Origin of the sequence: Mesorhizobium sp. 113-1-2, from assembly GCF_016756475.1 — a bacterium.
In the GTDB taxonomy this organism is placed as follows: domain Bacteria; phylum Pseudomonadota; class Alphaproteobacteria; order Rhizobiales; family Rhizobiaceae; genus Mesorhizobium; species Mesorhizobium loti_C.
Genome location: NZ_AP023242.1, coordinates 2,898,134 through 2,919,813, shown reverse-complemented (window position 1 = coordinate 2,919,813; position 21,680 = coordinate 2,898,134). Strand labels below are relative to the sequence as shown.

At 62.4% G+C, this 21,680-nt stretch carries 18 protein-coding genes, 1 tRNA gene and 3 pseudogenes; 14 read left to right on the top strand and 8 right to left on the bottom strand.

What is annotated here, in order from left to right:
- The first annotated feature begins 240 nt into the window (after positions 1-240).
- The 6 genes and pseudogenes from JN279_RS14015 to JN279_RS13990 all read left to right on the top strand — a co-directional run bounded on the left by JN279_RS14015 (position 241) and on the right by JN279_RS13990 (position 8,246).
- Positions 241-1,521 carry a nucleotide sugar dehydrogenase gene (locus tag JN279_RS14015; protein ID WP_096448956.1) on the top strand — a complete coding sequence of 427 codons (1,281 nt, stop codon included), beginning with the start codon at positions 241-243 and terminating at the stop codon, positions 1,519-1,521.
- Between the two features lie 32 nt (positions 1,522-1,553).
- Positions 1,554-2,573, top strand: a complete 1,020-nt coding sequence (locus JN279_RS14010; protein ID WP_096448958.1) for an NAD-dependent epimerase — start codon at positions 1,554-1,556, stop codon at positions 2,571-2,573.
- 46 nt (positions 2,574-2,619) lie between these two features.
- Complete coding sequence (locus JN279_RS14005; RefSeq protein WP_244734575.1) at positions 2,620-3,414, top strand: class I SAM-dependent methyltransferase; 795 nt, start codon at positions 2,620-2,622, stop codon at positions 3,412-3,414.
- 6 nt (positions 3,415-3,420) lie between these two features.
- The gene (gene asnB, locus JN279_RS14000) at positions 3,421-5,391 is read left to right on the top strand and encodes an asparagine synthase (glutamine-hydrolyzing) (protein ID WP_202353054.1); all 1,971 of its coding nucleotides are present in this window, start codon (positions 3,421-3,423) and stop codon (positions 5,389-5,391) included.
- Complete coding sequence (locus JN279_RS13995; RefSeq protein WP_446720406.1) at positions 5,388-6,842, top strand: O-antigen ligase family protein; 1,455 nt, start codon at positions 5,388-5,390, stop codon at positions 6,840-6,842. Before asnB ends, JN279_RS13995 begins: the two co-directional genes overlap by 4 nt.
- 125 nt (positions 6,843-6,967) lie before the next feature.
- A pseudogene (locus tag JN279_RS13990) lies at positions 6,968-8,246 on the top strand (IS701 family transposase).
- A gap of 561 nt (positions 8,247-8,807) precedes the next feature.
- Here JN279_RS13990 and JN279_RS13985 read toward each other — a convergent pair.
- The gene (locus JN279_RS13985) at positions 8,808-9,725 is read right to left on the bottom strand and encodes an NADP-dependent oxidoreductase (protein ID WP_096448966.1); all 918 of its coding nucleotides are present in this window, start codon (positions 9,723-9,725) and stop codon (positions 8,808-8,810) included.
- Between the two features lie 233 nt (positions 9,726-9,958).
- Positions 9,959-10,345: a hypothetical protein gene (locus JN279_RS13980; protein WP_202353053.1), complete on the bottom strand. Its 387-nt coding sequence runs from the start codon at positions 10,343-10,345 to the stop codon at positions 9,959-9,961.
- Positions 10,346-10,442: 97 nt separating this feature from the next.
- Here JN279_RS13980 and JN279_RS13975 point away from each other — a divergent pair, with 97 nt between their 5' ends.
- Together JN279_RS13975 and JN279_RS13970 are read left to right on the top strand one after the other, a co-directional pair.
- Positions 10,443-11,285 (top strand): AraC family transcriptional regulator, encoded by an 843-nt coding sequence (locus JN279_RS13975; protein ID WP_202353052.1) that lies wholly within the window; start codon positions 10,443-10,445, stop codon positions 11,283-11,285.
- Positions 11,215-11,694 (top strand): annotated as a pseudogene (locus JN279_RS13970) (tyrosine-type recombinase/integrase); the annotation flags it as partial. The gene JN279_RS13975 and the pseudogene JN279_RS13970, both read left to right, overlap by 71 nt.
- Before the next feature lie 84 nt (positions 11,695-11,778).
- Here the strand turns inward: JN279_RS13970 and JN279_RS13965 are convergent.
- Positions 11,779-11,854: transfer RNA gene (locus tag JN279_RS13965), tRNA-Ile, on the bottom strand.
- A gap of 134 nt (positions 11,855-11,988) precedes the next feature.
- Here JN279_RS13965 and JN279_RS13960 point away from each other — a divergent pair.
- Positions 11,989-12,702, top strand: coding sequence for an SIMPL domain-containing protein (locus JN279_RS13960; protein ID WP_096448970.1), 714 nt, complete (start codon positions 11,989-11,991; stop codon positions 12,700-12,702).
- Positions 12,703-12,915: 213 nt separating this feature from the next.
- Here JN279_RS13960 and JN279_RS13955 read toward each other — a convergent pair whose 3' ends face one another.
- Together JN279_RS13955 and JN279_RS13950 are read right to left on the bottom strand one after the other, a co-directional pair.
- On the bottom strand, positions 12,916-13,302 hold the full coding sequence (locus JN279_RS13955; RefSeq protein WP_096448972.1) for a hypothetical protein: 387 nt from the start codon (positions 13,300-13,302) through the stop codon (positions 12,916-12,918).
- A 205-nt stretch (positions 13,303-13,507) separates the two neighbouring features.
- Entirely contained in the window at positions 13,508-13,954 is a 447-nt protein-coding gene (locus JN279_RS13950) for a YcgN family cysteine cluster protein (protein ID WP_096448974.1), read from the bottom strand.
- A 198-nt stretch (positions 13,955-14,152) separates the two neighbouring features.
- Here JN279_RS13950 and JN279_RS13945 point away from each other — a divergent pair, with 198 nt between their 5' ends.
- Entirely contained in the window at positions 14,153-16,429 is a 2,277-nt protein-coding gene (locus JN279_RS13945; protein ID WP_096448976.1) for an OmpA family protein, read from the top strand.
- Between the two features lie 315 nt (positions 16,430-16,744).
- Positions 16,745-17,105 (top strand): annotated as a pseudogene (locus tag JN279_RS13940) (YqhA family protein); the annotation flags it as partial.
- Positions 17,106-17,269: 164 nt separating this feature from the next.
- Here JN279_RS13940 and JN279_RS13935 read toward each other — a convergent pair.
- Entirely contained in the window at positions 17,270-18,136 is an 867-nt protein-coding gene (locus JN279_RS13935) for an SDR family oxidoreductase (protein ID WP_202353051.1), read from the bottom strand.
- Between the two features lie 183 nt (positions 18,137-18,319).
- On the opposite strand from JN279_RS13935, the gene JN279_RS13930 reads away from it, so the two are divergent.
- Complete coding sequence (locus JN279_RS13930) at positions 18,320-18,586, top strand: type II toxin-antitoxin system VapB family antitoxin (RefSeq protein WP_095204197.1); 267 nt, start codon at positions 18,320-18,322, stop codon at positions 18,584-18,586.
- Positions 18,583-18,972 carry a type II toxin-antitoxin system VapC family toxin gene (locus JN279_RS13925; RefSeq protein ID WP_202353050.1) on the top strand — a complete coding sequence of 130 codons (390 nt, stop codon included), beginning with the start codon at positions 18,583-18,585 and terminating at the stop codon, positions 18,970-18,972. The genes JN279_RS13930 and JN279_RS13925 overlap by 4 nt, the downstream gene beginning before the upstream one ends.
- A 4-nt stretch (positions 18,973-18,976) precedes the next feature.
- Here the strand turns inward: JN279_RS13925 and JN279_RS13920 are convergent, their stop codons facing one another.
- Together JN279_RS13920 and JN279_RS13915 are read right to left on the bottom strand one after the other, a co-directional pair.
- Positions 18,977-19,612: a helix-turn-helix transcriptional regulator gene (locus JN279_RS13920; protein ID WP_202353049.1), complete on the bottom strand. Its 636-nt coding sequence runs from the start codon at positions 19,610-19,612 to the stop codon at positions 18,977-18,979.
- An 8-nt stretch (positions 19,613-19,620) separates the two neighbouring features.
- Positions 19,621-20,493 (bottom strand): S1C family serine protease, encoded by an 873-nt coding sequence (locus tag JN279_RS13915; RefSeq protein WP_202353048.1) that lies wholly within the window; start codon positions 20,491-20,493, stop codon positions 19,621-19,623.
- A 226-nt stretch (positions 20,494-20,719) separates the two neighbouring features.
- On the opposite strand from JN279_RS13915, the gene JN279_RS13910 reads away from it, so the two are divergent.
- A complete protein-coding gene (locus JN279_RS13910) occupies positions 20,720-21,670 on the top strand; it encodes a S1C family serine protease (protein WP_202353047.1) in 951 nt (316 codons plus the stop codon).
- Positions 21,671-21,680: the final 10 nt, after the last annotated feature.

Here is a 21,680-nt window from a genome sequence, read left to right as displayed (position 1 = left end):
GTCATTTCTTGGGCTGCCTGCTCCCGACCATTTGACCGTTGTAGATTTTTGACACGCGAAACCCAATGCTGCCGCATGTTATCCACAACATCGATGATCGTCGGCAGATGGCACCACGAGAAGTGGTCCCAGACTACTTTTGAGGAGGGACTTTACCCCTTCGCAACAGCGTGTCGTTGAATTGACGTAGCGCCTGCCATACAAGCACTTCGACTCACAAGTTACCTGAGGGATCTGCGGATGTCCGAACGCATTGCAGTTATCGGCCTGGGATATGTCGGCCTGCCGGTAGCCGTGGCGTTTGGAGAAGTTTTCCCAGGCACGATAGCTTTCGATATTAGCGAAAGTCGGATCCAGGAACTGCGAGGCGGCGTCGATCGCACCGGCGAGGTCGACACGACTGCGCTGAAGACATCCTCGATCGTACTTACGACCGACCGGGAGACGCTGAAAGGCGCGACGTTCTTCATCGTGGCAGTGCCAACGCCGATAGACGTCAATCGCGCTCCCGATCTTGGGCCTCTGAAACTGGCATCGGAACTTGTCGGAGAAGCGGTGAGCAAAGGCGCGGTCGTCGTCTTCGAATCGACGGTCTATCCAGGCGTGACCGAGGATTTCTGCGGACCAATAATCGAGCGTATTTCCGGCCTTCGGCATCCTCACGACTTCGCGCTCGGCTATTCGCCTGAACGGGCCAATCCCGGTGATCGCGAGCACTCGCTACGACGGATCGTCAAAGTTGTGTCCGGCGAGAACGCCGAAACGCTGGAGCGCGTGGCAAGCGCCTACGCTCGTATCATCGATGCAGGTGTCTACCATGCTCCGTCGATTAAGGTGGCCGAGGCGGCGAAGGTCATCGAGAACACCCAGCGCGATTTGAATATCGCGCTGATGAATGAACTGGCCATGATCTTCGAGCGCCTTGATATCCGCACTCAGGATGTTCTCGATGCAGCGGCGACCAAATGGAACTTCCTCCCCTTCAAGCCCGGCTTCGTCGGCGGACACTGCATCAGTGTCGATCCCTACTATCTGACTGCCAAGGCCGAGGCCGAGGGCTACCACCCGCAGATCATCCTTGCCGGCCGTCGCATCAATGACGGCATGGGAGCCTTTGTTGCCCAGCAGGTCGTCAAGCAATTGATCCGCTCGGACATGCCGGTCAAAGGGGCGTCTGTCGGCGTTCTCGGGTTGACATTCAAGGAGGACGTGCCGGATCTGCGCAACAGCCGCGTTTTCGACATGATCAAGGAACTGAGGCAGTTCGGAATTGTCCCTAAAGTCCACGATCCTCTTGCCGATGCCGAAGCCGCACGACGCGATCATGGTGAAACGATCCTGCCGCTCGACGAAATAGACGATTTGGAGGCGCTTGTTCTGGCGGTGCCGCACAATCATTACCTGCAGAGCGAAAGGTCCCGCCTGTTTCAAATGATTAAGCCGGGTGGAACACTGTTCGACATCAAGTCTGCTATCAAGCCGAATGAAATTCCTGACGAATTAAAATATTGGAGCCTGTAAGGCTCCACCTGAAATTAACGCTAGGATATGCCGTGACATCAAGCAGGCCCGTTCTGATCACCGGCACCGCCGGTTTTATAGGGTTTCATCTTAGCCAGAGGCTGCTTGCCGAGGGCCGGCAGGTGATCGGTCTCGATTCCATGAACGAGTATTACGACGTCTCCCTGAAGCAGGCGCGGCTGGAGCGGCTAAAGGCATTCCCGCACTTTCGCTTCGAGCAAGTCGATCTCACCCAGCGTGACCGGATTTCGGCGCTGTTCCAGACGGCCATGCCCGAAATCGTCGTCAATCTCGCCGCGCAGGCGGGCGTGCGCTATTCACTGACCAATCCGCACGCCTATGCGGAAAGCAACCTCAATGGCTTCCTCAACGTCCTGGAGGGATGCCGGCAAACCTCGGTCGGCCATCTGGTCTATGCGTCGTCGAGCTCGATCTATGGCGGCAGTACGCGCATGCCGTTTTCCGTGCACGAATCGGCTGATCATCCGCTCAGCCTCTACGCCGCCAGCAAGAAGGCTAACGAATTGATGGCGCACACCTACAGCCATCTGTTCGCGCTGCCGACGACAGGATTGCGCTTCTTCACTGTCTATGGTCCGTGGGGTCGGCCGGACATGGCCCTGTTCATCTTCGCCAAGGCCATCCTCGCCGGCGAGCCGATCGATGTCTTCAATCATGGCAACATGCAGCGCGATTTCACCTATATCGACGACATCGTGGAAGGCATTGTCCGCGTCATGCGGCATCCGGCGACCACCAATCCTGATTGGAAAAGCGTCGAGCCGGACCCCGCGACCAGCGATGCGCCATTCAGGATCCACAACATCGGCGGCAATTCGCCGGTTCAGCTCAATCGCTTGATCGAGGTGCTCGAAGACGCGCTGGGGCGCAAGGCGAACCGCAATCTCATGCCCCTGCAACCGGGCGACGTGCCGGCAACTTTCGCCGATGTCAGCTCTCTCGAGGAGGCGACGGGCTTCAAGCCGCAGATTCCGATCGAGATCGGGGTTCCGCGTTTTGTCGAGTGGTACCGGGAGTTCTATCGAGCATGATGCGCAGAGTCTGTGCTTCGCAAAAAGGACGGCAGGTGGGGAGCCCATGAACGCGCGCTATGATTTCGGCCGCAACTGGTCCGGGCTTGCCGTGCTGTTCGAAGAGGAGCATCTGGACCGGGCTTGCCAGGATTTGCGCCGCCTGGTGGGCGATCTGGAGGGGAAGACATTTCTGGACATCGGCTGCGGATCGGGCCTGCATTCAGCGGCCGCGCTGCGGCTGGGCGCAGCGAAGGTCACAGCGCTCGACTATGACGCAGACTGCGTCGAGACGACCAGGGCCGTGCTGTCGCGATTCGCCCCGCAAGCCGATTGGAGCGTCGAGCGGGCCGATATCCTCGATAGGACCTCGCTTCCGACTGGAACGTTCGATGTCGTCTATTCGTGGGGTGTGCTGCACCATACCGGAGACATGTGGACAGCGATCGGCAACGCCGCCGGCTTCGTCGGCCGCAGCGGGCAACTGGGCATCGCTATCTACCTCAAGACACCGCTTTGCGGACTGTGGACGGTCGAAAAGCGGCTCTATGCCTCGCATCGGTGGCTGCGGCCTCCGATCAAGGCACTGTTTGTCTCGGCCTATATGGTGGCGAGGACCCTGCGCCACCGCGATCCGTTCTCGTTTGTAAGGAACTACCGCACGCGTCGAGGCATGGAATTCCTTGCCGATATCGACGATTGGCTCGGCGGCTACCCCTATCAATCGACATCGGCCATCGCGTTGGAGACGGCCATGGAGAAGCTTGGGTTTCGAACCAGGCAGCGCTTCAACGTGACACCTGGAATTGGCCTTTTCGGCACCGGTTGTGGCGAATGGTGTTTCGAGCGAACGGATCAATAGCGCCAGATGTGCGGGATCGTTGGCATTGTGGGTGGAACGGCCGCGACAAGCTGCGGCGGCCTCACCGTGCGCCGCATGGCGGACAGGATCCGGCATCGCGGACCGGACGGCGACGGCGTCTGGAGCGATGCCGAAGCCGGCATCGCACTCAGCCAGCGCCGGCTGGCCATCATCGATCTGTCTTCGGCCGGCGCGCAGCCAATGATCTCGCACAACGGGCGCCATGTCATCGTCTTCAACGGCGAGATCTATAATCACGGCGAGATGCGTGCGCATCTCGACCGGCAATTTGGCGTCCATGCCTGGCGCGGGCATTCCGACACCGAGGTTTTTCTGACCGCCATCGAAGCGCTCGGAATCACAAAGGCTCTTGAACTGGCCGTGGGCATGTTTGCGTTCGGAGTGTGGGACCGACGAGAGAGAACGCTCGTTCTCGGCCGCGATCGTTTGGGGGAGAAGCCGCTCTATTACGGCCGGATTGGCAAGGCGTTCGCCTTTGCCTCCGAGCTCAAGGCGTTTCAGCCGCTGCCGGACTGGCGTCCCGAGATCGACCGCGACGCGCTGGCGCTGATGATGCGCCATAACTACATTCCTGCGCCTTACTGCATCTACCAAGGCATCCGGAAATTACGGCCCGGCCACTTTCTCGTCCTTGCCGATCCTCAGCGCGATCCGCGCGTCGAGAGTTATTGGAGCGCGAGCGAAGTCGCCGCGCAAGGGCAGCGGCATCCTTTCCAGGGCAGCCCCGAGGAGGCGGTCGACGAGGTCGAGCGTCAGCTGCGCCGCTCACTTGAGGGGCAGATGATCGCCGACGTGCCGCTCGGCGCCTTCCTGTCGGGCGGCGTTGATTCTTCCGCGGTCGTTTCGGTCATGCAGTCGATCAGCGCGCGGCCGGTGCGCACCTTCACGATCGGCTTCGATGAAGCGGGCTACAACGAGGCCAACCATGCCAAGCAGGTGGCGCGCCACCTCGGCACCGATCACACCGAGCTTTATGTCAGCCAGGACGACGCGCTCGATGTCGTGCCGCAGCTGCCGGGCATCTATTGCGAGCCGTTCTCGGACTCCTCGCAAATTCCGACATTCCTAGTCTCCAAGATGGCGCGCGGCAGCGTCACCGTGGCGTTGTCGGGCGACGGCGGCGACGAGCTGTTTTCCGGCTACACCCGCTACGCGCTCGCCGATGCGTTCTGGAACAAGCTGTCGCGCATACCGATCGGCTTGCGGCGTGCTTCGGCCAGCCTGGCGACGCTGCCGTCACCCGCGCTCTACAACAACGTCGCCGGCGCCATCATGCCGATCTTGCCGCGACGCCTTCGCCGCGAACGCGTCGGCGACAAGATCCACAAGGCCGCGTCCGTGCTTTCGTTGCGAAGCATGGACGATGTCTATCGTCGGCTCTGCTCGCATTGGGAGCCGTCAGAGATCATCCCGGATTCTGTAGAGCCACCCACCATGCTGACGGGATTGGAAGCGCTTCCAGAATTGTCCGGCAACGTCGAGCGGATGATGTACATCGATATGATGAGCTATCTGCCGGACGACATACTGGTGAAGGTCGACCGCGCGGCAATGGCCGTCAGCCTCGAGACCCGCGTGCCGCTGCTCGACCACCGCTTGATCAGCTTAGCTCTGTCGCTGCCGCTTTCCATTCTGCGCGCCGGCGGCCATACCAAATGGCCACTCAGGCAGCTGCTTTACAGACACGTTCCCAAAGCGCTGGTCGAACGCCCCAAGATGGGCTTTGGCGTGCCCATCGACGCCTGGCTGCGCGGCGCGCTGCGCGAATGGGCCGACGCGCTGCTCGATGAGCGCCGGTTGCGTGAAGACGGCTTCTTTCAACCCGACGCGATCCGGCGCGCCTGGTCCGAACACCTTTCCGGGCATCGCAACAATCAATACCTGCTTTGGGATGTGCTGATGTTCCAATCCTGGCGGGAAGCGAGCCAAGGAGTTTCGTCGGCGGTTGCGGCTTGAACAGATATCAAGGTGGGGCCGGTTTGGTTTTGTCGCATCCGCTCACGCAGTTGGATGAAGGGCAAGACAGTTCCGCACTACCGGATACCAAAGCGAGCGGCTATACGGATTCCGGGCACAGGGCAAAGTACGGTGAGCGCGGATCGTTTGAACGATCCGCGTGTGACCTCGACGACTGCGAAGCAAAGGCATTGAACCTGTTTACATCGCTCCGGCGCCAACTCACGGCCGAACAGGTCAACCGCTACTTTTCGATCGCCTGCTTCTTTTCGCCACCGGTACTCGGTTCGGTGGTGAGCTTCGTCTTCCATGGCGGCGCGCTCTGGTCCTTGGCACTGCTCGCGACCGGCCGACGGCACTTGAACATCGATCGACCGATGCTTGCCATGACCATTTCGATCTATGCCTACTGCGCCGCGCAGATCCTGGCGTCGATCGTAAACGGTACGCTGCGGGCCGATGCCACGCATTTCCTGCCCCTGATCACCTTGCTGTTGTTCCCGATCTCCTATTCGACGTGGAGCATCACCGACAAGGCGACCCTTGCACGCATTGCCGTGCGCGCCAGCGCTGCAGCATGTGTCGGGGCGCTGGCGCTGGCCATCGTCCAATACCATTGGATTGGGATGCTGAGAGCCGAAGGAGGGGCCGGAAATCCCATCGTGTTTGCCACTGTCACCTGCCTGGCCGTGATGACATGCCTGGCAGGTGCTCTATCTGGGGTAGAGAAAGCCTGGAAGCCCCTCACAGCGGCGGCGCTTGCGGGTGTCGTGGCAGCTATTTATTCGGGCTCGCGCATGATTTGGGTGGCCTTGCTGATCGCGGTTGTGGTCGTTCTTGTGATCAATCGCCAAAGGGTTTCCCGATCAGATATGAGGCAGTTGCTGGTGATTGCCGGCGCCTCAACGCTGCTGATAGCGGCAGTCACGTCTCCAATCATCGTCAATCGCACATATGTCCTGTTCGATGACTGGAATGCCCTCGCCGCCAAAGGCGATTATACCACGCCGCTCGGGTTGCGGGTTGGGTTGTGGGACATCGGGCTCGATGCCTTTCGCCGAGCGCCTGTTTTTGGTCAGGGAATGGCTGCCAGCCGTGAGCTTTCAAGGCAGGGGTTCAAGCAGCGCTTTGGGTCGAGCGAAGGCTTCAACCACTTCCACAACGGCTTTCTGACGGCGTTGGTGCAGGCTGGACTCGTAGGTTTGCTAACGTTGGCTGCAATCTTCGTCGTGGCAATCCGGAATGCGACAAGAATCCTGCGCATCAGTGCCGATCCGCTGGAGCGGTTCGGCGCCACCATGATCGTGGTCACCGTCATAATATACGTTATCGGTGGCCTGACAGGCATCCTTGTCGGCCACGATATTCTCGACACGACGCTGATGGTCTTGCTGGTTTCCGGAACATACCTGGCTTGCGGACAGACGCTTTCGCCGATCCGCAAGAGTTAGCCAACAAATCGACTTTCTGCTTTCAGGAAGCCCCAAACTGGGAGCGAATGAGTGGCTGGCCTAGCACTACTTTGGCAGGTTTTTAGGGGCGGGCGAGTTTTTGGAATTCCCAAGAGAGAGTTTGCGTGATTCATGGGAGGTCGGCGTATGGAGGGCCGATCAATGGACGTGGACTGGCAAGCCGATCTCGAGCACTGGCTTCAACCGTTTTTGGCAGGTCTTTCGCATCCAGCTCGGCGCCGGATGTGTCCGCTGTACATTGCCGGTCTGATCGGGCCGGGCGACCGTAAGAGCGTACAACCGATGGCCGCGCGAGCGGGCGATGTCGGCTACGATCAGCTTCATCATTTTGTCGCGGCAGGGGTTTGGGACAGCGCTCCGCTCGAGGCCGCCCTGCTGAAGGAGGCAGATCGCCTGGTCGGCGATGAGGCGGGTTTTCTCGTCATTGACGACACAGCGTTACCGAAGAAGGGACAACATTCGGTTGGTGTCGCGCCTCAATACGCTTCGTCGCTTGGCAAGACATCCAACTGCCAGTCGCTGGTGTCGGTGACCCTGGCCTCACGCGAAGTGCCGGTGATGGTGGGCCTTCGGCTCTTCTTGCCCGACACCTGGACGAATGATCCCGAGCGGATGATGCGGGCGCGCGTCCCGAAGGATCGACAGGTCGCTCTGACAAAGCCGGAGATCGCCATCGAAGAGATCGATCGTGTCATCGCCTCCGGCGTGCGTTTCGGCTGCGTGCTTGCCGACGCGGGCTACGGGTCGAGCAGCTCTTTTCGTCAGGCTTTGAGTGAGCGCGGTCTGCTGTGGGCTGTAGGACTATCGCGACGCCAAAACGTCTATCCGGCCGATGTTGATCTGATCTTCCCGGTCGCGACCACAGGCAGGCGCCGCCAATATCACATCCCGGACCAGCCGCCGGTCTCTGCCGAGGTGATGCTGTCTGGTGAGAGATGGCACAAGATAAGCTGGCGGCGCGGCACTAAAGGTCGGCTGACATGTTTGTTTGCGGCTCGCCGTGTCCGCGTTGCGGATGGTCATAAGCACCGGATGCTCGACAATCGCATGCAATGCATGCCAGGCGACGAGGTCTGGCTCGTCGGCGAACGCCGGTCGACTGGCGAGCAAAAATACTATGTGTCGAACTTACCGGCCGATGCGAGCCTCAAGATGCTCGCCGCCACGATCAAGGCGAGGTGGGTCTGTGAGCAGGCACATCAGCAATTGAAGGAGGAACTCGGCCTCGACCACTTCGAAGGCCGATCATGGACTGGATTACATCGACACGCCTTGATGACCATGATCGCCTACGCCTTTCTCCAAGCCCGCCGCCTCAAAGCAGCGGGACGGAAAAAAAAGAGTCGGCGGACCACCGCCACAACCGAGCATGCCAGCTGTTAGACAAGCAATTCTCGACCTCTTCACGCGGCCGCCGCCCCGCAGATGTCCTCACTGTGAGAAGCTGCTCGCAGACGCCGTCAAACCTAAACTGCCAAAGTAGTGCTAGCGTCTTGAATCAATTTGGGCGAACCGCCTCATAACCCATTGACAAATAACGATTATGTTAGTCGCTAAGAGTCAACGTTTCCTATAGGAAATCAATATGTTGGCGGATGGTTCGCCAAGCCATTTCCTTCGTATTCTCTCGTATGGTCTGGCGAACATAAGGACCAGGAGAAGGACTAGTTTTCCCTCCACGAGGTGCCTCCTCATCCCACAAAGAAGGTCGATGAACCCGTGACGAGCGCGGCTGGTTTGGGGCCGTTAGCGAACCGTCCGACTTGGATCCAAAGGAACTGCTGTTCGGCAGTGACCCGCCATGTGCCGGTTTTGTTGTGGTCTACCGTAGCCGATCTTCGAAGGGCTAGTCGTAAGCGCGTCGTCATAACGCTCAGCGCGTGGCCCGGTGAGACGCGTAGACGATAATCGAGGAGAGAGGAACCGACCTCTCTCCCCAAGGTCTTACGGACGGATGCGGATGACCGTCTTCCCCGTGTGTCGCTCGCTCGCGTTGAAGGTTGCAACGGCCTCGTCGAGGGCCGAAACCTTGCCGATGTTCGTCCGCAGTCGTCCGTCCCGCACCCGCTGGACGATCTCACTCAGTTGGGCGCGATCGGACTCGACAACGAAGTCAACCGCCAGGCCGTCTGCGGGCCGCGCCTCGGCCGGGCCGACGACGGTCACCAGCGTTCCTCCCGCCCTGATCAGAGCTGCGGACCGCTTCTGGATGTCCCCGCCGATGACATCGAACACCAGATCGACTCCACCGACGTCTTCCAGGGCGTCGTTCTCGAGGTCGATGAATTCATTTGCGCCGAAATCCAGCGCCTTCTGAAGGTCGGCGGCGCGCCCCGTGCCGATGACATAGGCGCCGGCCTCTCGTGCGAGTTGCGTCACCATCGAACCGACCGCGCCGGCTGCGCCATGTGCAAGGACGCTCTGCCCCGCCTGAAGACGGCCGTGCTGGAAGAGTCCCTGCCACGCGGTCAGACCCGAGATTGGCAGGCTCGCGCCCACTGTGAAATCGACGTCGCCTGGCAGCGGCGCGAGGTTGCGTGCTTCCATGGCAATATGCTCCGCCAGTGTGCCGTCGCGATACCAATCCGCGAGACCGAACACCCGCTGTCCCACTGAAAGACCCGTGGTGCCATAGCCGAGCGCGGTGACCACTCCGGCCAGCTCGTGTCCAGGGATCGACGGCGTACGCGCCTGGTTGCGGCGGTCGGTCCAGGTCGAAGGCCACTCCAACTCGGTCGGAACGAAGCCCGACGCATGAACCTGAACGACGACGTCGTTTATCGCTGCCTGTGACTTGGGCCGCTCCACCAGTGTCATGCCGGCCGTTCCCGCAGACTGGTCTGTCACAATGATCGCTTTCATGGGTGTCGTCTCCTCAGACATTTGTTGGTTCAGGTTAAATTGCAGGCGCGGAAGGGTCTTCGATCTCACGCAACCAGTTATCGACCCGACACTTTGCGCGACGACCTTGATGTCAATTTGCTCGTGTGCCGTAGTGACACGGATCGCCATTGTGGAGCGAACCTGGGTGGTTCAAGCACCAGCGGCGGCCGAGGGTTAACTCGGCCGCTGCCGCATCATGTTAGCAAAGGCTCTTAGGGGTGCGCCGTCTTCAGCGCGCGCTCCCCGCTCTCGGGCGCGTTGAGCACGAAGGTGACAAGGAGAACCGCAGCACCGTTCGCCCAGTAGTACCAGGCGTCCAGCCCCTGCAGGCCGAGCACGAAGGGCACGGCGACGAAAGTAATGCCGACGAGGCGGTCAACCGCGACATGCAGCCCAAATGGCAGCACCCGGACTACACCGGTCTTGTGATTGGTGAACAGGGTCAGAATGAGGGCGGCGACGCCGGTTGCGACTGACACCCAAAGCGCCAGCGGATTGGCATGGCCGAGTCCGAGCAGGAACGGCGTTGCCATAAGGCTCAGCGCGACGGGATAGTCGAGGAAGGCGTGAACGGTCTTTGTGACGAAGCGAATATTCATGGGACTCTCCGGTTGATCGAGGACTGGGGACTTGCACACCGCTCATATGGAAGACTATGGGTGACGCTTGGTGCCAATTATTTTGCCGATCGTCCCAATGGACCCTTTCGCTGCCCTGTTCGCCCACGTAACGCCGACGGCCCGGACGTTCTTCACCGGGAAGCTGTGCCAGACGTTGCAGTTCACTGGTGTGGGCCATTTGCACCTGTTCAAGGCAGGCGCGCTTACGGTCACCCAGGACGGACAAGCCGACCTCGAACTCGTCGAGCCGACCCTGCTGTTTTTGCCGCGCGGGCGGACCCACAGTTTCGCAGTTGATCCCGAGCGCGGAGCCGACCTCGTATGCGCGACGGTCGAACTCGGGGGTGCGGAGGGCAACCCGATTGGCCAGGGCTTGCCTGAATGTGTGGTACTGCCGCTCGCTGCTCATCCGGCGCTGGGCCCGGTTTGTGATCTGCTGGTCGGCGAAGCCTTCTCTGAAGCTGGTGGCCGCCAGGCGGCGCTCGACCGGCTGTTCGACTATCTCCTGATCCTGATCGTGCGTCACGTCGTTGAGAGCGGCGCCATTTCGACCGGCGTGCTCGCCGGGCTCGCCGACCCACGCCTGGAAAAAGCGCTGACCGCGATGCACGAGGCGCCGAAGAAGCCTTGGAAGCTTGAGGATCTGGCCGACGTTGCGGGCATGTCACGCACGCGGTTCGCCGATCATTTTCGGACGCTGGTCGGCCTGACGCCCATTGAGTACCTGACGGTCTGGCGCATGACGATCGCGCGCCAGCTTCTCGGCAAAGGCAAACCGGTCAAGAGTGTCGCAGCGCAGGTCGGCTACGACAGCGCGGCCGCCTTCTCGCGCGTGTTCAGTCGGGTGACTGGGCAGCCGCCGCGGCGACGTCGCGGGCCTGCGCTGGGATCAGAGGGTCACCCGCCGTGTCTTCATTGACGGTGTCGAGCATCACTTCGACGGGTTTGATATCGTTCAGGCCAAGAACAAGGGACGAACAGGTGGCAAACGGCTTTTCGTGCCGAACACGCCGATGCTGTCTGAGATCCTGGATGCGGCCGACAGGCGCGGCGAGACCATTCTGGTCAACGGCTATGGTGAGCCCTTCTCCGCCAAGTCTCTGACTGGGATGATGGCGCATTGGTGCAAGCTTGCCGGTCTTCCGAAGGGACTGACCCTGCATGGTCTGAGGAAGTCGCTCGGTGTTTATCTGGCGGAGGCCGAGGCCTCAACCAGACAGCTCATGGACGTACTAGGGCACGACGATATCGATCATGCGGAGCTCTATTCGCGCGAGGCATCGCAAGTACGGCTGGCGGTCCAGGGAATGGATCGAGTCGTGCGTCTGGTGACGCGCAAGCCGATGCTTGGCGAACCTATTGGCGAACCTCGTGGCGAACCACCCCATAAAGCCGTTGATGAACAACGATAATGGTGGGCCCGGAGGGACTCGAACCCCCAACCAAGCGGTTATGAGCCGCCGGCTCTAACCATTGAGCTACAGGCCCCACGCCGGCTGGATTAATGTTTTTCGCTTCCCGGCACAAGGCTTTCCCGACCGGCTTTCGCGGATCGCCCAAATCAACCCATAATCGCGCTCTACGCGACCTTTGCGACTGGATCGCAGACCAAGGAGATTTTCATGACCAAACATCTTTTGCCCCTGGCGCTCGCCGCTGCAATCGCTTTTCCGGCGATGGCTGGAGCCGCCGATTCGCCGACGCCCGCCCGCATCATTGTTTCGGGTGAAGGCGAGGCGACCACCCCTCCCGACCTGGCGTTGCTGTCGCTCAGCGTCATGCGCGAAGCCAAGACGGCGCGTGCGGCACTTGACGCCAACAACGACGCCATGGCCGCAGTGATCGCGGCGATGAAGGCGGCCGGCATCAAGGATCGCGACCTGCAGACGGCGGGCATCCAGATCAACCCGCGCTACAACTACACCAACAAGCCCGATGGCAGCCAGGAAGCCGAACTCGTCGCCTACCAGGTGACCAACACGCTTGCGGTGCGCGTGCGCGACATCGACAAGACGGGCGAGATCCTCGACAAGGCTGTCTCGCTCGGCGTCAACCAGGGTGGCGGCATCTCCTTCACCAACGACAATCCGGCAGCAACCATCGACGCGGCCCGCAAGAAAGCGGTGGCCAACGCGATCGCCAAGGCCAAGACGCTTGCCGAAGCCGCCGGCGTGAGCATTGGCCGGGTGCTGGAGATTTCCGACCAGAACATCGCGCCGCCGCCGATGGCGATCAACGCCAAGGCCTTCGACGCCGCCGCCGGTGCGGCTGTGCCGACGCAAGCCGGCGAGAACGCCTACAACGTCCAGGTCACGGTCACCTTCGAACTGAAGTAGGCAGCCCGAATGATGCGTGGTCGAGCCTTGCCCGACCACGCATAAATCCTTCGGCAAATGCCGTGCATGAAAAACCCCGCGGGATCGCTCCCGCGGGGTTTTTTCGAGCCGCACCCGTCCGATGGGGAAAGGGGCTCCGCTACTTCAGACTGACCCATAGGGTCATGTCCCAGGCTCATCTTCGTAGAAGATGATGCCACTACTGATCTTCCCTCAGCGATAGATGACCGGGCAACCGCGCTCGTTGGCGAACACGATGACGACGCGGTCGCCGTCCTGGCGGCCCATCACCTTCACCGTGCGGCGGTTTACGTCGACGATGCGGGCGCGGTAGAGGCCCATGCGTTCGGCCTTGTCGAGGGCGCGGTCCGGCGAGCAGCCGCGGCGCCAGCCGTCACGGCGCCAGTCGTCACCGCGCCAGTCGTCACGGCGCTCATCGCGGCGATGCCGATAGCCGTCGTCGCCGGCATAGACACCAAAGCGCGGATCCTGGTTGTTGCCGAAGCCGAGATAGAGGCTGTCGGCGTGGGCAGGAATGGCCGCCAGCGTGCCGAGGCCGACCAGGGCCGAAAGGGCCGCCGTCTTGATCGTGTTGTACATGGTTCTTTCTCCTTGCTGCGGGCTTGCGCCCGTCCTCGTGAAAACGATGATGGGAGAATGCATCAGCCTGTGTGAACTGTTTACGAACCCGCCGTTCATCTGCGGTTCATGTGGCGGGAAGAGGAAATCTTCGCCAGCTTTCGAACAATGCATCCCCAAAAATCTTGCACCGGTTCCTTGTTCCGGAACCGTGCGGATAAGGGCCTCAAGGCTCGTCGTCGAGCATATAGTCAAAATAATCTTCAGGCTCGGCCAGATCGGTCTCGCTCGCCTTGACCCGGCCACGCATCGAGATGCCGGCCTCATGCACGGTCTCGGCACTGCCCGACACCAGCCGATGCCACCAATAGAGGTCGCGGCCCTCGGCCACCAGCCGGTAGGCGCAGGTGCTTGGCAGCCAGCTGATGGTGCGCACATTCTGCGGCGTCAGCCCGACGCAATCGGGAACGCGCGCCAGCCGGTTGGCATAATCGGCACAGCGGCAGGTTTGTGCGTCGAACAGCCGGCAGCCGACACTGGTCCAGTAGATTTCGCCGGTATCCTCATCCTCGAGCTTCGACAGACAGCATTTGCCACAGCCGTCGCACAGCGATTCCCATTCGTCCGGGCTCATCGCTTCCAGCGTCTTTGTTTTCCAAAACGGCGTTTCCATTTTGGGGATGTGGCCCCAGCGGCGGCCGAGGTCAAGCGTGACAAGGGTTGAAATGCGGCCGCAACTCGGCCGAATGACACGAAGTTGCCTTCAAAAGGCCGGCCATTCGCCCTGTACGGCATCTATCCCCGGCAAACTGGAACCAATCGGGCTAAGATCGGTTTTGGCAAGGATGGGACCCCACAAGGAGAGTTTTCGATGAAACGCCAACCACGGATTCTGGCAGGCACCGCACTTGGCCTGCTGATGGCATCCGCGCCGTTGGGCGCGTTCCCGCTTCAGGGAAGTGCCGCGTTCAGCACCATGCAAGGCGGTGGAACCCCGCTGATCCTGGCACAGGACGCACCCACTGACGAGGCACAGCCGACCGACCAGGAGCAGCCGCGCAAGAAGAAGCGCGAAAAGCAGGCCGAACAGGCGCCGGCCGAGCAGGCAGCGCCTGCGGCCGAGCAGCCCGCCCCGGCTGCCGAAGAGCAGCAGCCGCGCAAGAAGAAGCACGAACAACAGCAGCAGACCGAGCAGGCTCCCGCTGAACAGGCGGCCCCGGCCGCTGAGGAGCAACAACCACGCAGGAAGAAGCGCGATCAGCAGCAGCAGACCGAGCAGGCGCCGGCCGAGCAGGCAGCACCCGCGGCCGAGGAGCAGCAGCCGCGCAAGAAGAAGCGCGACCAGCAGCAACAGACCGAACAGGCGCCGGCCGAGCAGGCCGCTCCCGCCGCCGAGGAGCAGCAGCCGCGCAAGAAGAAGCGGGACCAACAGCAGCAGCAGACCGAGCAGGCGCCCGCCGGCGAGGCCGCTCCCGCAACCGACGAGCAGCAGCCGCGCAAGAAGAAGCGCGATCAGCAGCAGCAGACCGAGCAGGCACCTGCCGAACAGGCTCCGGCTGGCCAGGCAGAGCCCGCCAACGACAACCAGCCGATCAAGCCCGGCAGGAAACACAAGCAGGATCAGCAGAAGCCCACCGAGCAGGCACCGGCGGTAACGCCGGAAGCCGCCCCGACGCCGAAAGAAGCTCCGGCTGGCGAAGCAACGACACCCAAGGTTGAATCGGCTCCGGCCGGCGAACAGCCGGTCCAGGGCGAACAGCCCCAGGACAAGACAAAGAAGCACGGCAAGAAGCCGGTGGGTGAACAGCCTGCCAATGGCGAGCAGCCGGCGACAGGCGAGCAGCAGCAGACGGGCAAGCAGCCCGTGACAGGTGAACAACCGGCCAATGGCGAGAAGCCGGCAACCGGTGAACAGCCAGCCAATGGCAACACGGCCGCGCCTGTCCAGGGCGAAAACCCCGTGCAGGGCGAAGCGCCTGCCGACAAGAACGCTGCCCCCATCCTCGACAGCCAGAAGGATGCCCAACGCAAGGCTGGCGGCCGCAAACATGGCGACAAGGCCGGCCAGAACGGCCAGCAGCAAGATGGTGGCCAGAACGCCCAGCAAGGCGGCGACCAGGGCCAGAAGCCGGTGGTCGCTCCCGTCGACCAGGGTCCGCCTCCAACCGACGACAAGGCAGCCCAGCAGGAGATCAAGCCTGAAAAGCTCGTCCCGGTAACGGAAGAAAAGGGCAAGCGCCTCGACCGGGCGCCCGACGAGAACATCCGCGACCGCCGTCGTCCCAAGGGCGTCGACGTGCTCAAGGAGATCGGCGACCGCGTCATCATCCAGCTCGGCGGCCAGACGATCGTCCAGAGCAATGACGCCCCGCGCATGAACCGCGGCGCCAAGGACGTCTATTACGAGGATCTGTCGCAAGGCCGTAGACGCGAGACGATCCAGCGCGACAATGGCGTCCAGATCGTCACCATCCGCAACCGTTACGGCGATGTCATCCAGCGTTCGCGCATCACGCCGGATGGGCGCGAATATGTGCTGAGCTATGTCGACGAGCGGGACTATCAGGATGAGGGCGACTGGCGCGATCCCGGCGATGACCTGCCGCCGATGCGGCTCAACATTCCGCGCCGGCAGTACATCCTCGATTCCGAGGACGTCGAAAGCGATGACGACTACTACACCTTCCTCGACCAGCCGCCGGTGGAGAGGGTCCAGCGTCTCTATTCGATCGACGAGGTCAAGCGCTCGGCCCGCGTGCGCGACATTGCACGTCGCGTCGACCTCGACACGTTGAACTTCGAATTCGGCTCCTCCTCGATCTCCGACACCGAGGTGCAGAAGCTCGAGGGCGTCGCCAGCGCCATGGAGAAACTGCTGAAGAAGAACCCGGCCGAGACCTTCCTGATCGAGGGCCACACCGACGCCGTCGGCACGCCAGAAGCGAACCTTGCTCTGTCGGACCGCCGCGCCGAGGCGGTTGCCGAAGCGCTGACCAATGCCTTCGGCATCCCGCCGGAGAACCTGACGACACAGGGCTATGGCGAGGAGTATCTGAAGATCAACACGCAGGCGCCCAACCGCGAGAACCGGCGTGTCGCCATCCGCCGTATCACGTCGCTGGTGGCACCGGTCGCCAGCAACAATTAGGTCATGATTTCAAAACCATGACCTGGTTTTTGGACTCAATGCGAAAAGCGCCCATCCCCGGCTCGATCGGGGATGGGAAAGGTTCGGATCCGGGTCCCGGACTCAAGAAGATTTGTACCGGCATTAGAGCCGGATCATTGAATCGCGAACCCGCTCACCCCAGATTCAGGGCTGGGCGTTCCCTGCCCCGTCCCGACTCCAGCGGGATGCATTGAGCCCCGCCGGCCCTCTCCGGCGGGGTTTTTTGCTGTCTTGCAAAATGCATCGGCGTGGTCGAAATACGGCCTGATCACCGACCACAATCCGAACCACTCCATGAAGCGTCTCGAACTCGCCATCGAATCGATCAATCTTGCCTCGCGCTGGCTGCTGGTCGTGTTCTATATCGGGCTTGGCCTGGCTCTGGCCGTCTATGCGCTGTCCTTCGGCAAGAAGCTCTACGAGTTCATCACCACGGTGTTCCCGCTCGGCGACACCGACACCATCCTGAAGATGCTTGGCCTGATCGATGCAGCGCTGGTCGCCTCGCTGGTGGTGATGGTCATCATCTCGGGCATGAAAACTTCGTCAGCCGCTTCGACGACCAAGATGGCGGCGGCGTGCACTGGCTGGCACGATCGATGTCGGCTCGCTCAAGGTCAAGGTCGCCTCGACCATCGTCGCCATCTCCTCCATGAGGTAGCTCCCTTCTCCCCGTTATACGGGGAGGTGAGAAGCATCCTGCCGAAGGCGGGTCAATCGACAACGATTTGTCGATTGAAGCGACGAACGCCCGGAGCCATAGCGCAGGGGCTGTGCCGGAGGCGGATGAGGGGCAGCGCCGACAGGCCGTGATTTTCGTCAGTAGATGCTTTTGACTTTTGTATCGGAGTTGGCAAACACCTCGTCCGGCACGAAAAAGTCGCCGGCCAGCGGCCCGGTCGCGCCTGGTGAATAGACCGAGAAATCCGTGACACCTTCGGCGCGCAGCACCTCTTCGTCGATGTAGAAATTGCCTGATGTCTCGCGCGACGGCCGCATGAAGATGGCATGCGCGGCATCGGCCATGATGTCGGGCGAACGGCTCATCGCCGCGACCGTGGCACCGCCCAGAAGATTGCGCACCGCCGCGGTGTCGATGGTCGAGATCGGCCACAGCGAATTGACGGCGATACCGTCCTTGGCGAACTCCGCGCTCATGCCCAGCGTGCACATCGACATGCCGAACTTGGCCATGGTGTAGGCGACATGGTTCTTGAACCACTTCGCCTTCATGTCGAGCGGCGGCGCCAGATTCAGGATGTGAGGATTGCCGGCCAACTTCAGGTGCGGAATGCACATTTTGGACACCAGGAAGGTGCCGCGCGTGTTGATCTGATGCATCAGGTCGTAGCGCTTCATGTCGGTCTCCAGCGTGCCGGTGAGCTGGATGGCGCTGGCATTGTTGACGCAGATATCGATGCCGCCGAATTTCTCCACCGTCCTTGCAACAGCCTCGGCCACCTGCGCCTCCTCGCGGATGTCGCACAGCACGGGCAGCGCCTTGCCGCCGGCCTGCTCGATTTCCTCGGCAGCGGTGTAGATCGTGCCCGGCAGCTTGGGATGCGGCTCGGCGGTCTTGGCCGCGATCGTCACATTGGCGCCGTCGCGCGCGGCGCGCAGCGCGATCGCCAGCCCGATGCCGCGCGATCCACCGGAGATGAACAGCGTCTTTCCCTTGAGCGACATTTTTCCTCCGCGTGCTGACCCATTCTTCTGGGCCGATCCTTGCCCGTGCGGCTCGCGGATACAAGAGCTTGCCGCGGGAAGCCATGGTGACGCTGCGGAGGCTTTGTTGATCGACAGCGCCCGATATCTATTGGATTTACCGAGGCTCGGATATATATTCTATACAAACAGGCAGAATATAGAATGGCACTATCGATCAAGAACATGGAAGTGGAGCAACTGGCGCGCGAGCTTGCCCGTCGCCGCCACGTGTCCGTGACAGAGGCTATCCGCCAGAGCCTCGAGCGCGAGGTCGCGCGCGAACGGCTGGTGCCGCGCGAAGACGCCAGTGATCTGTTTCAGCGGTTGATGGCGATTGCCGACAGTGCCGGAAAAATCCCCGAACGCGAAGATGCGATGACCGACGACGAAATCCTCGGTTACGACGAGTTCGGAATCCCGACGAAATGATCATCGATTCCTCGGTCTTGATCGCCATTCTGCGTCTCGAGCCAGGCTACGAACGTTTCGTGCTCGCGATCACGCAGGCCAAGAGACGGCTGCTGGCAGCGCCAACGTATCTGGAAACAACGATGGTGCTCGCGGGTGGCCGGCAAGATGAAATCCTGGATCGGCTAGACACCTTCCTGCGGACCGCCTCGATCGAGACGATCCCCTTCACCGCCGACCACGCAGCCGTCGCCCGTCAGGCTTTTCTGCGTTACGGCAAGGGCAGGCATCCGGCGGCGCTGAACTTCGGTGACTGCATCGCCTACGCCACGGCCCGGCTTGAAGCCATGCCGCTTCTGTTCAAGGGTGACGATTTCCGGCTGACCGACATCGAAGCGGCGGTATGATCGATCAGACCAGCACCAGCCCCTGCCGCATCGCAATCGCGATGGCATCGGTGCGGTTGGCGGCGCCCAGCTTGATCAGGATCGCGGCGACGTGGAATTTCGCCGTGTGCACGGAAATGTTGAGCCGCCGCGCGATCACCTTGTTGGGCGCGCCTTCGGCCAGCAGCGCCAGCACTTCCGCCTCGCGCGGCGAAAGCATCGGGCGAACGGCGTGGTCATCGGCCGGTTCATCCTCGAACGGCGCGCCCTCGCCCGTATGGAAATCCTCATCGCGTCCACGGCCGCCATTGCCCGCGACGCGATAGCCGGCCGCCGCCAGCCGCGCCGCCGCGGCGATCAGCAGATCGTCCGCACCCGCAGGCATGACGGCAAACACTTCGCCAGCGGGCCGCTCGCCGCCGGCGCGCCCCGACAGCAGCACCCGTGGTACCGAGGCCGGCACGGCATCTCCGCTCCTGTCGTCGATGATGGCGACGTCGGCCCTGCCGCCGCCGGCCACAACCGGCAGCAGATCGTCGCTCGCGGCAAGCGTGGCAGTCAGGCGCTCGGCGCGCGCGGCATCGCCAAGCGCAACCAACACCACCAGCCGCCGCGAGGCGGCGCTGTCAGCCATGATCCGTTCGCCGGCGAGCGCTTCCATCGATCCTCTCAGCTCAGCGGCTTTTCGCCGATGGTCAGCGCAACATCGCGCTGTTCACCGCCACGCACCACGCCAAGCGTCACCGAAGCGCCGGCGCTGTCCGGGCCGAGCCTGCGGATCAGGTCGCGCGGGCCATGCACCGCCTCGCCGTTCCAGGCCACGATGATGTCGCCCAGCGACAGGCCGGCGGACTTGGCCGGGCCGGCGTCATCGAGGCTCATCACCATCGCGCCATGGGCGTCGCGGTCGCGCACAGGATGCAGGCCGGCGCCGAGATAGCCGCGTGCGACATGGCCTTTTTCGCGCAAGGTCGCCACCGCCCGCTCGATCGTCTCGTAGGGCATGACCAGCGCACGGCCACGCGGCCCGAACAACAGCATGCCGATCAGCGCCCCCTTGGCGTCCAGCACCGGACCACCCTCGAAGCGGCCGCCCGCGCCGACGGCCAGATGGATGCGCCGGTCGATCGTGCCGCCGCGCATCGAGCGCCAGGCCGGACCGACTTCGCCGACCGAACCCGACACGGCCAGTGCCGAGCCCTGGCTGTTGCCGATGGCAATGGCGATATTGCCCGGCCGAACGGCATCGGCCTTGGCAAGGACGGGCGCGGAGGCCGCATCCGCGGGCTTCAACAGGGCGACGCCCGTTGAAGGATCGCGACCGACCAGTTCGGCCTTCACCGCTCCGCCCGAAGCCAGCGTCAGCTCGATCTCCTCGCCGGCCTCGACAGCCTCTTCGGCAGTGACGAAATAGCCGTCGCGCCAGTGGAAGGCGCTCGCCGTGCGGTGGTGATGCGTGGCGAAGCTCGCGGTCGCCGGTGTCGCCGCGGCGGCAAGATCGGCCACGGCCTGCGAAAACGCATTCAGATTGAAATCGCTCATGATGGTCTCCTGGGGTTCGTCATGTCCCAGATATCGCCCGACGGCGCCCCTGGAGGTACTCGCCTGACGGCTAGTTGGCGGTTTGACTGGCCATCTGGTCAGGTCGCGGCGGTTCCAGCCGCTCCGCACATATAGTGTGTGTCGCCCAAAAGTGCTCAGCGGTTTTGGGACAACGGCACACACAGGAAAAAAATCACGATCAAGCCTGAAAACACGGAGCCCTTCCATGGCCCTCGCCGCCGCCAAATTCCAATCTGACGAGACGCTGCTCGACGCCTATTCGACGACGGTGGCCGATGCCGTCGACCGCATCGGCCCGGCCGTCTGCCGCATCGAGCGTGTTGGCGGCCAGGGCGGCCATGGGTCGGGCTTCGTCATTGCGCCGGACGGGCTGGTCGTCACCAATTTCCATGTCGTGGGTGACGCAAGAACAGTTCGTGTGTCGATGCCGGACGGCGCCTCCAGCGAGGGCCGTGTGCTCGGCCGCGATCCCGACACCGATATCGCGCTGGTGCGCGCCGACGGCAGTTTTACCGATGTCGCGCCGCTTGGCGATTCCAAGCGGCTGCGGCGCGGCCAGATCGCGATTGCCATCGGCAATCCGCTCGGCTTCGAATGGACCGTCACGTCGGGTGTCGTCTCCGCACTCGGCCGCTCGATGCGTGCTTCCACCGGCAGGCTGATCGATGACGTGATCCAGACCGATGCCGCGCTCAACCCCGGCAATTCCGGCGGGCCGCTGGTGTCCTCGGTCGGCGAGGTCATCGGCGTCAACACCGCCATGATCCACGGCGCGCAAGGCATCGCGTTTGCGGTCGCCTCCAACACCGCCAATTTCGTCATCTCGGAAATCATCCGCTTCGGCCGTGTGCGCCGCGCCTTCATCGGCGTCTCGGCCGACACCACCAACCTGCCGCGCCGCGCGGCGCTGTTGTCGCAAGTGTCGACCAGCACCGCGGTGCGGCTGCGCAGCGTCGAGAAGGACGGCCCGGCGGCCAAGGCCGGTCTTAAGGAAGGCGACATCATCGCCGCGATCGGTGGCCGCCCGGTCACCGGCGTCGACGACCTCGTGCGCATGCTCGACGCCGAGCGCATCGGCCGCGAGACGCTGTGCACGGTGGTGCGCCGCACCGGCGTCAGCCAAGTGACGGTGACGCCGGTGGCAAGGGCGGACTGAGCAATCGAAG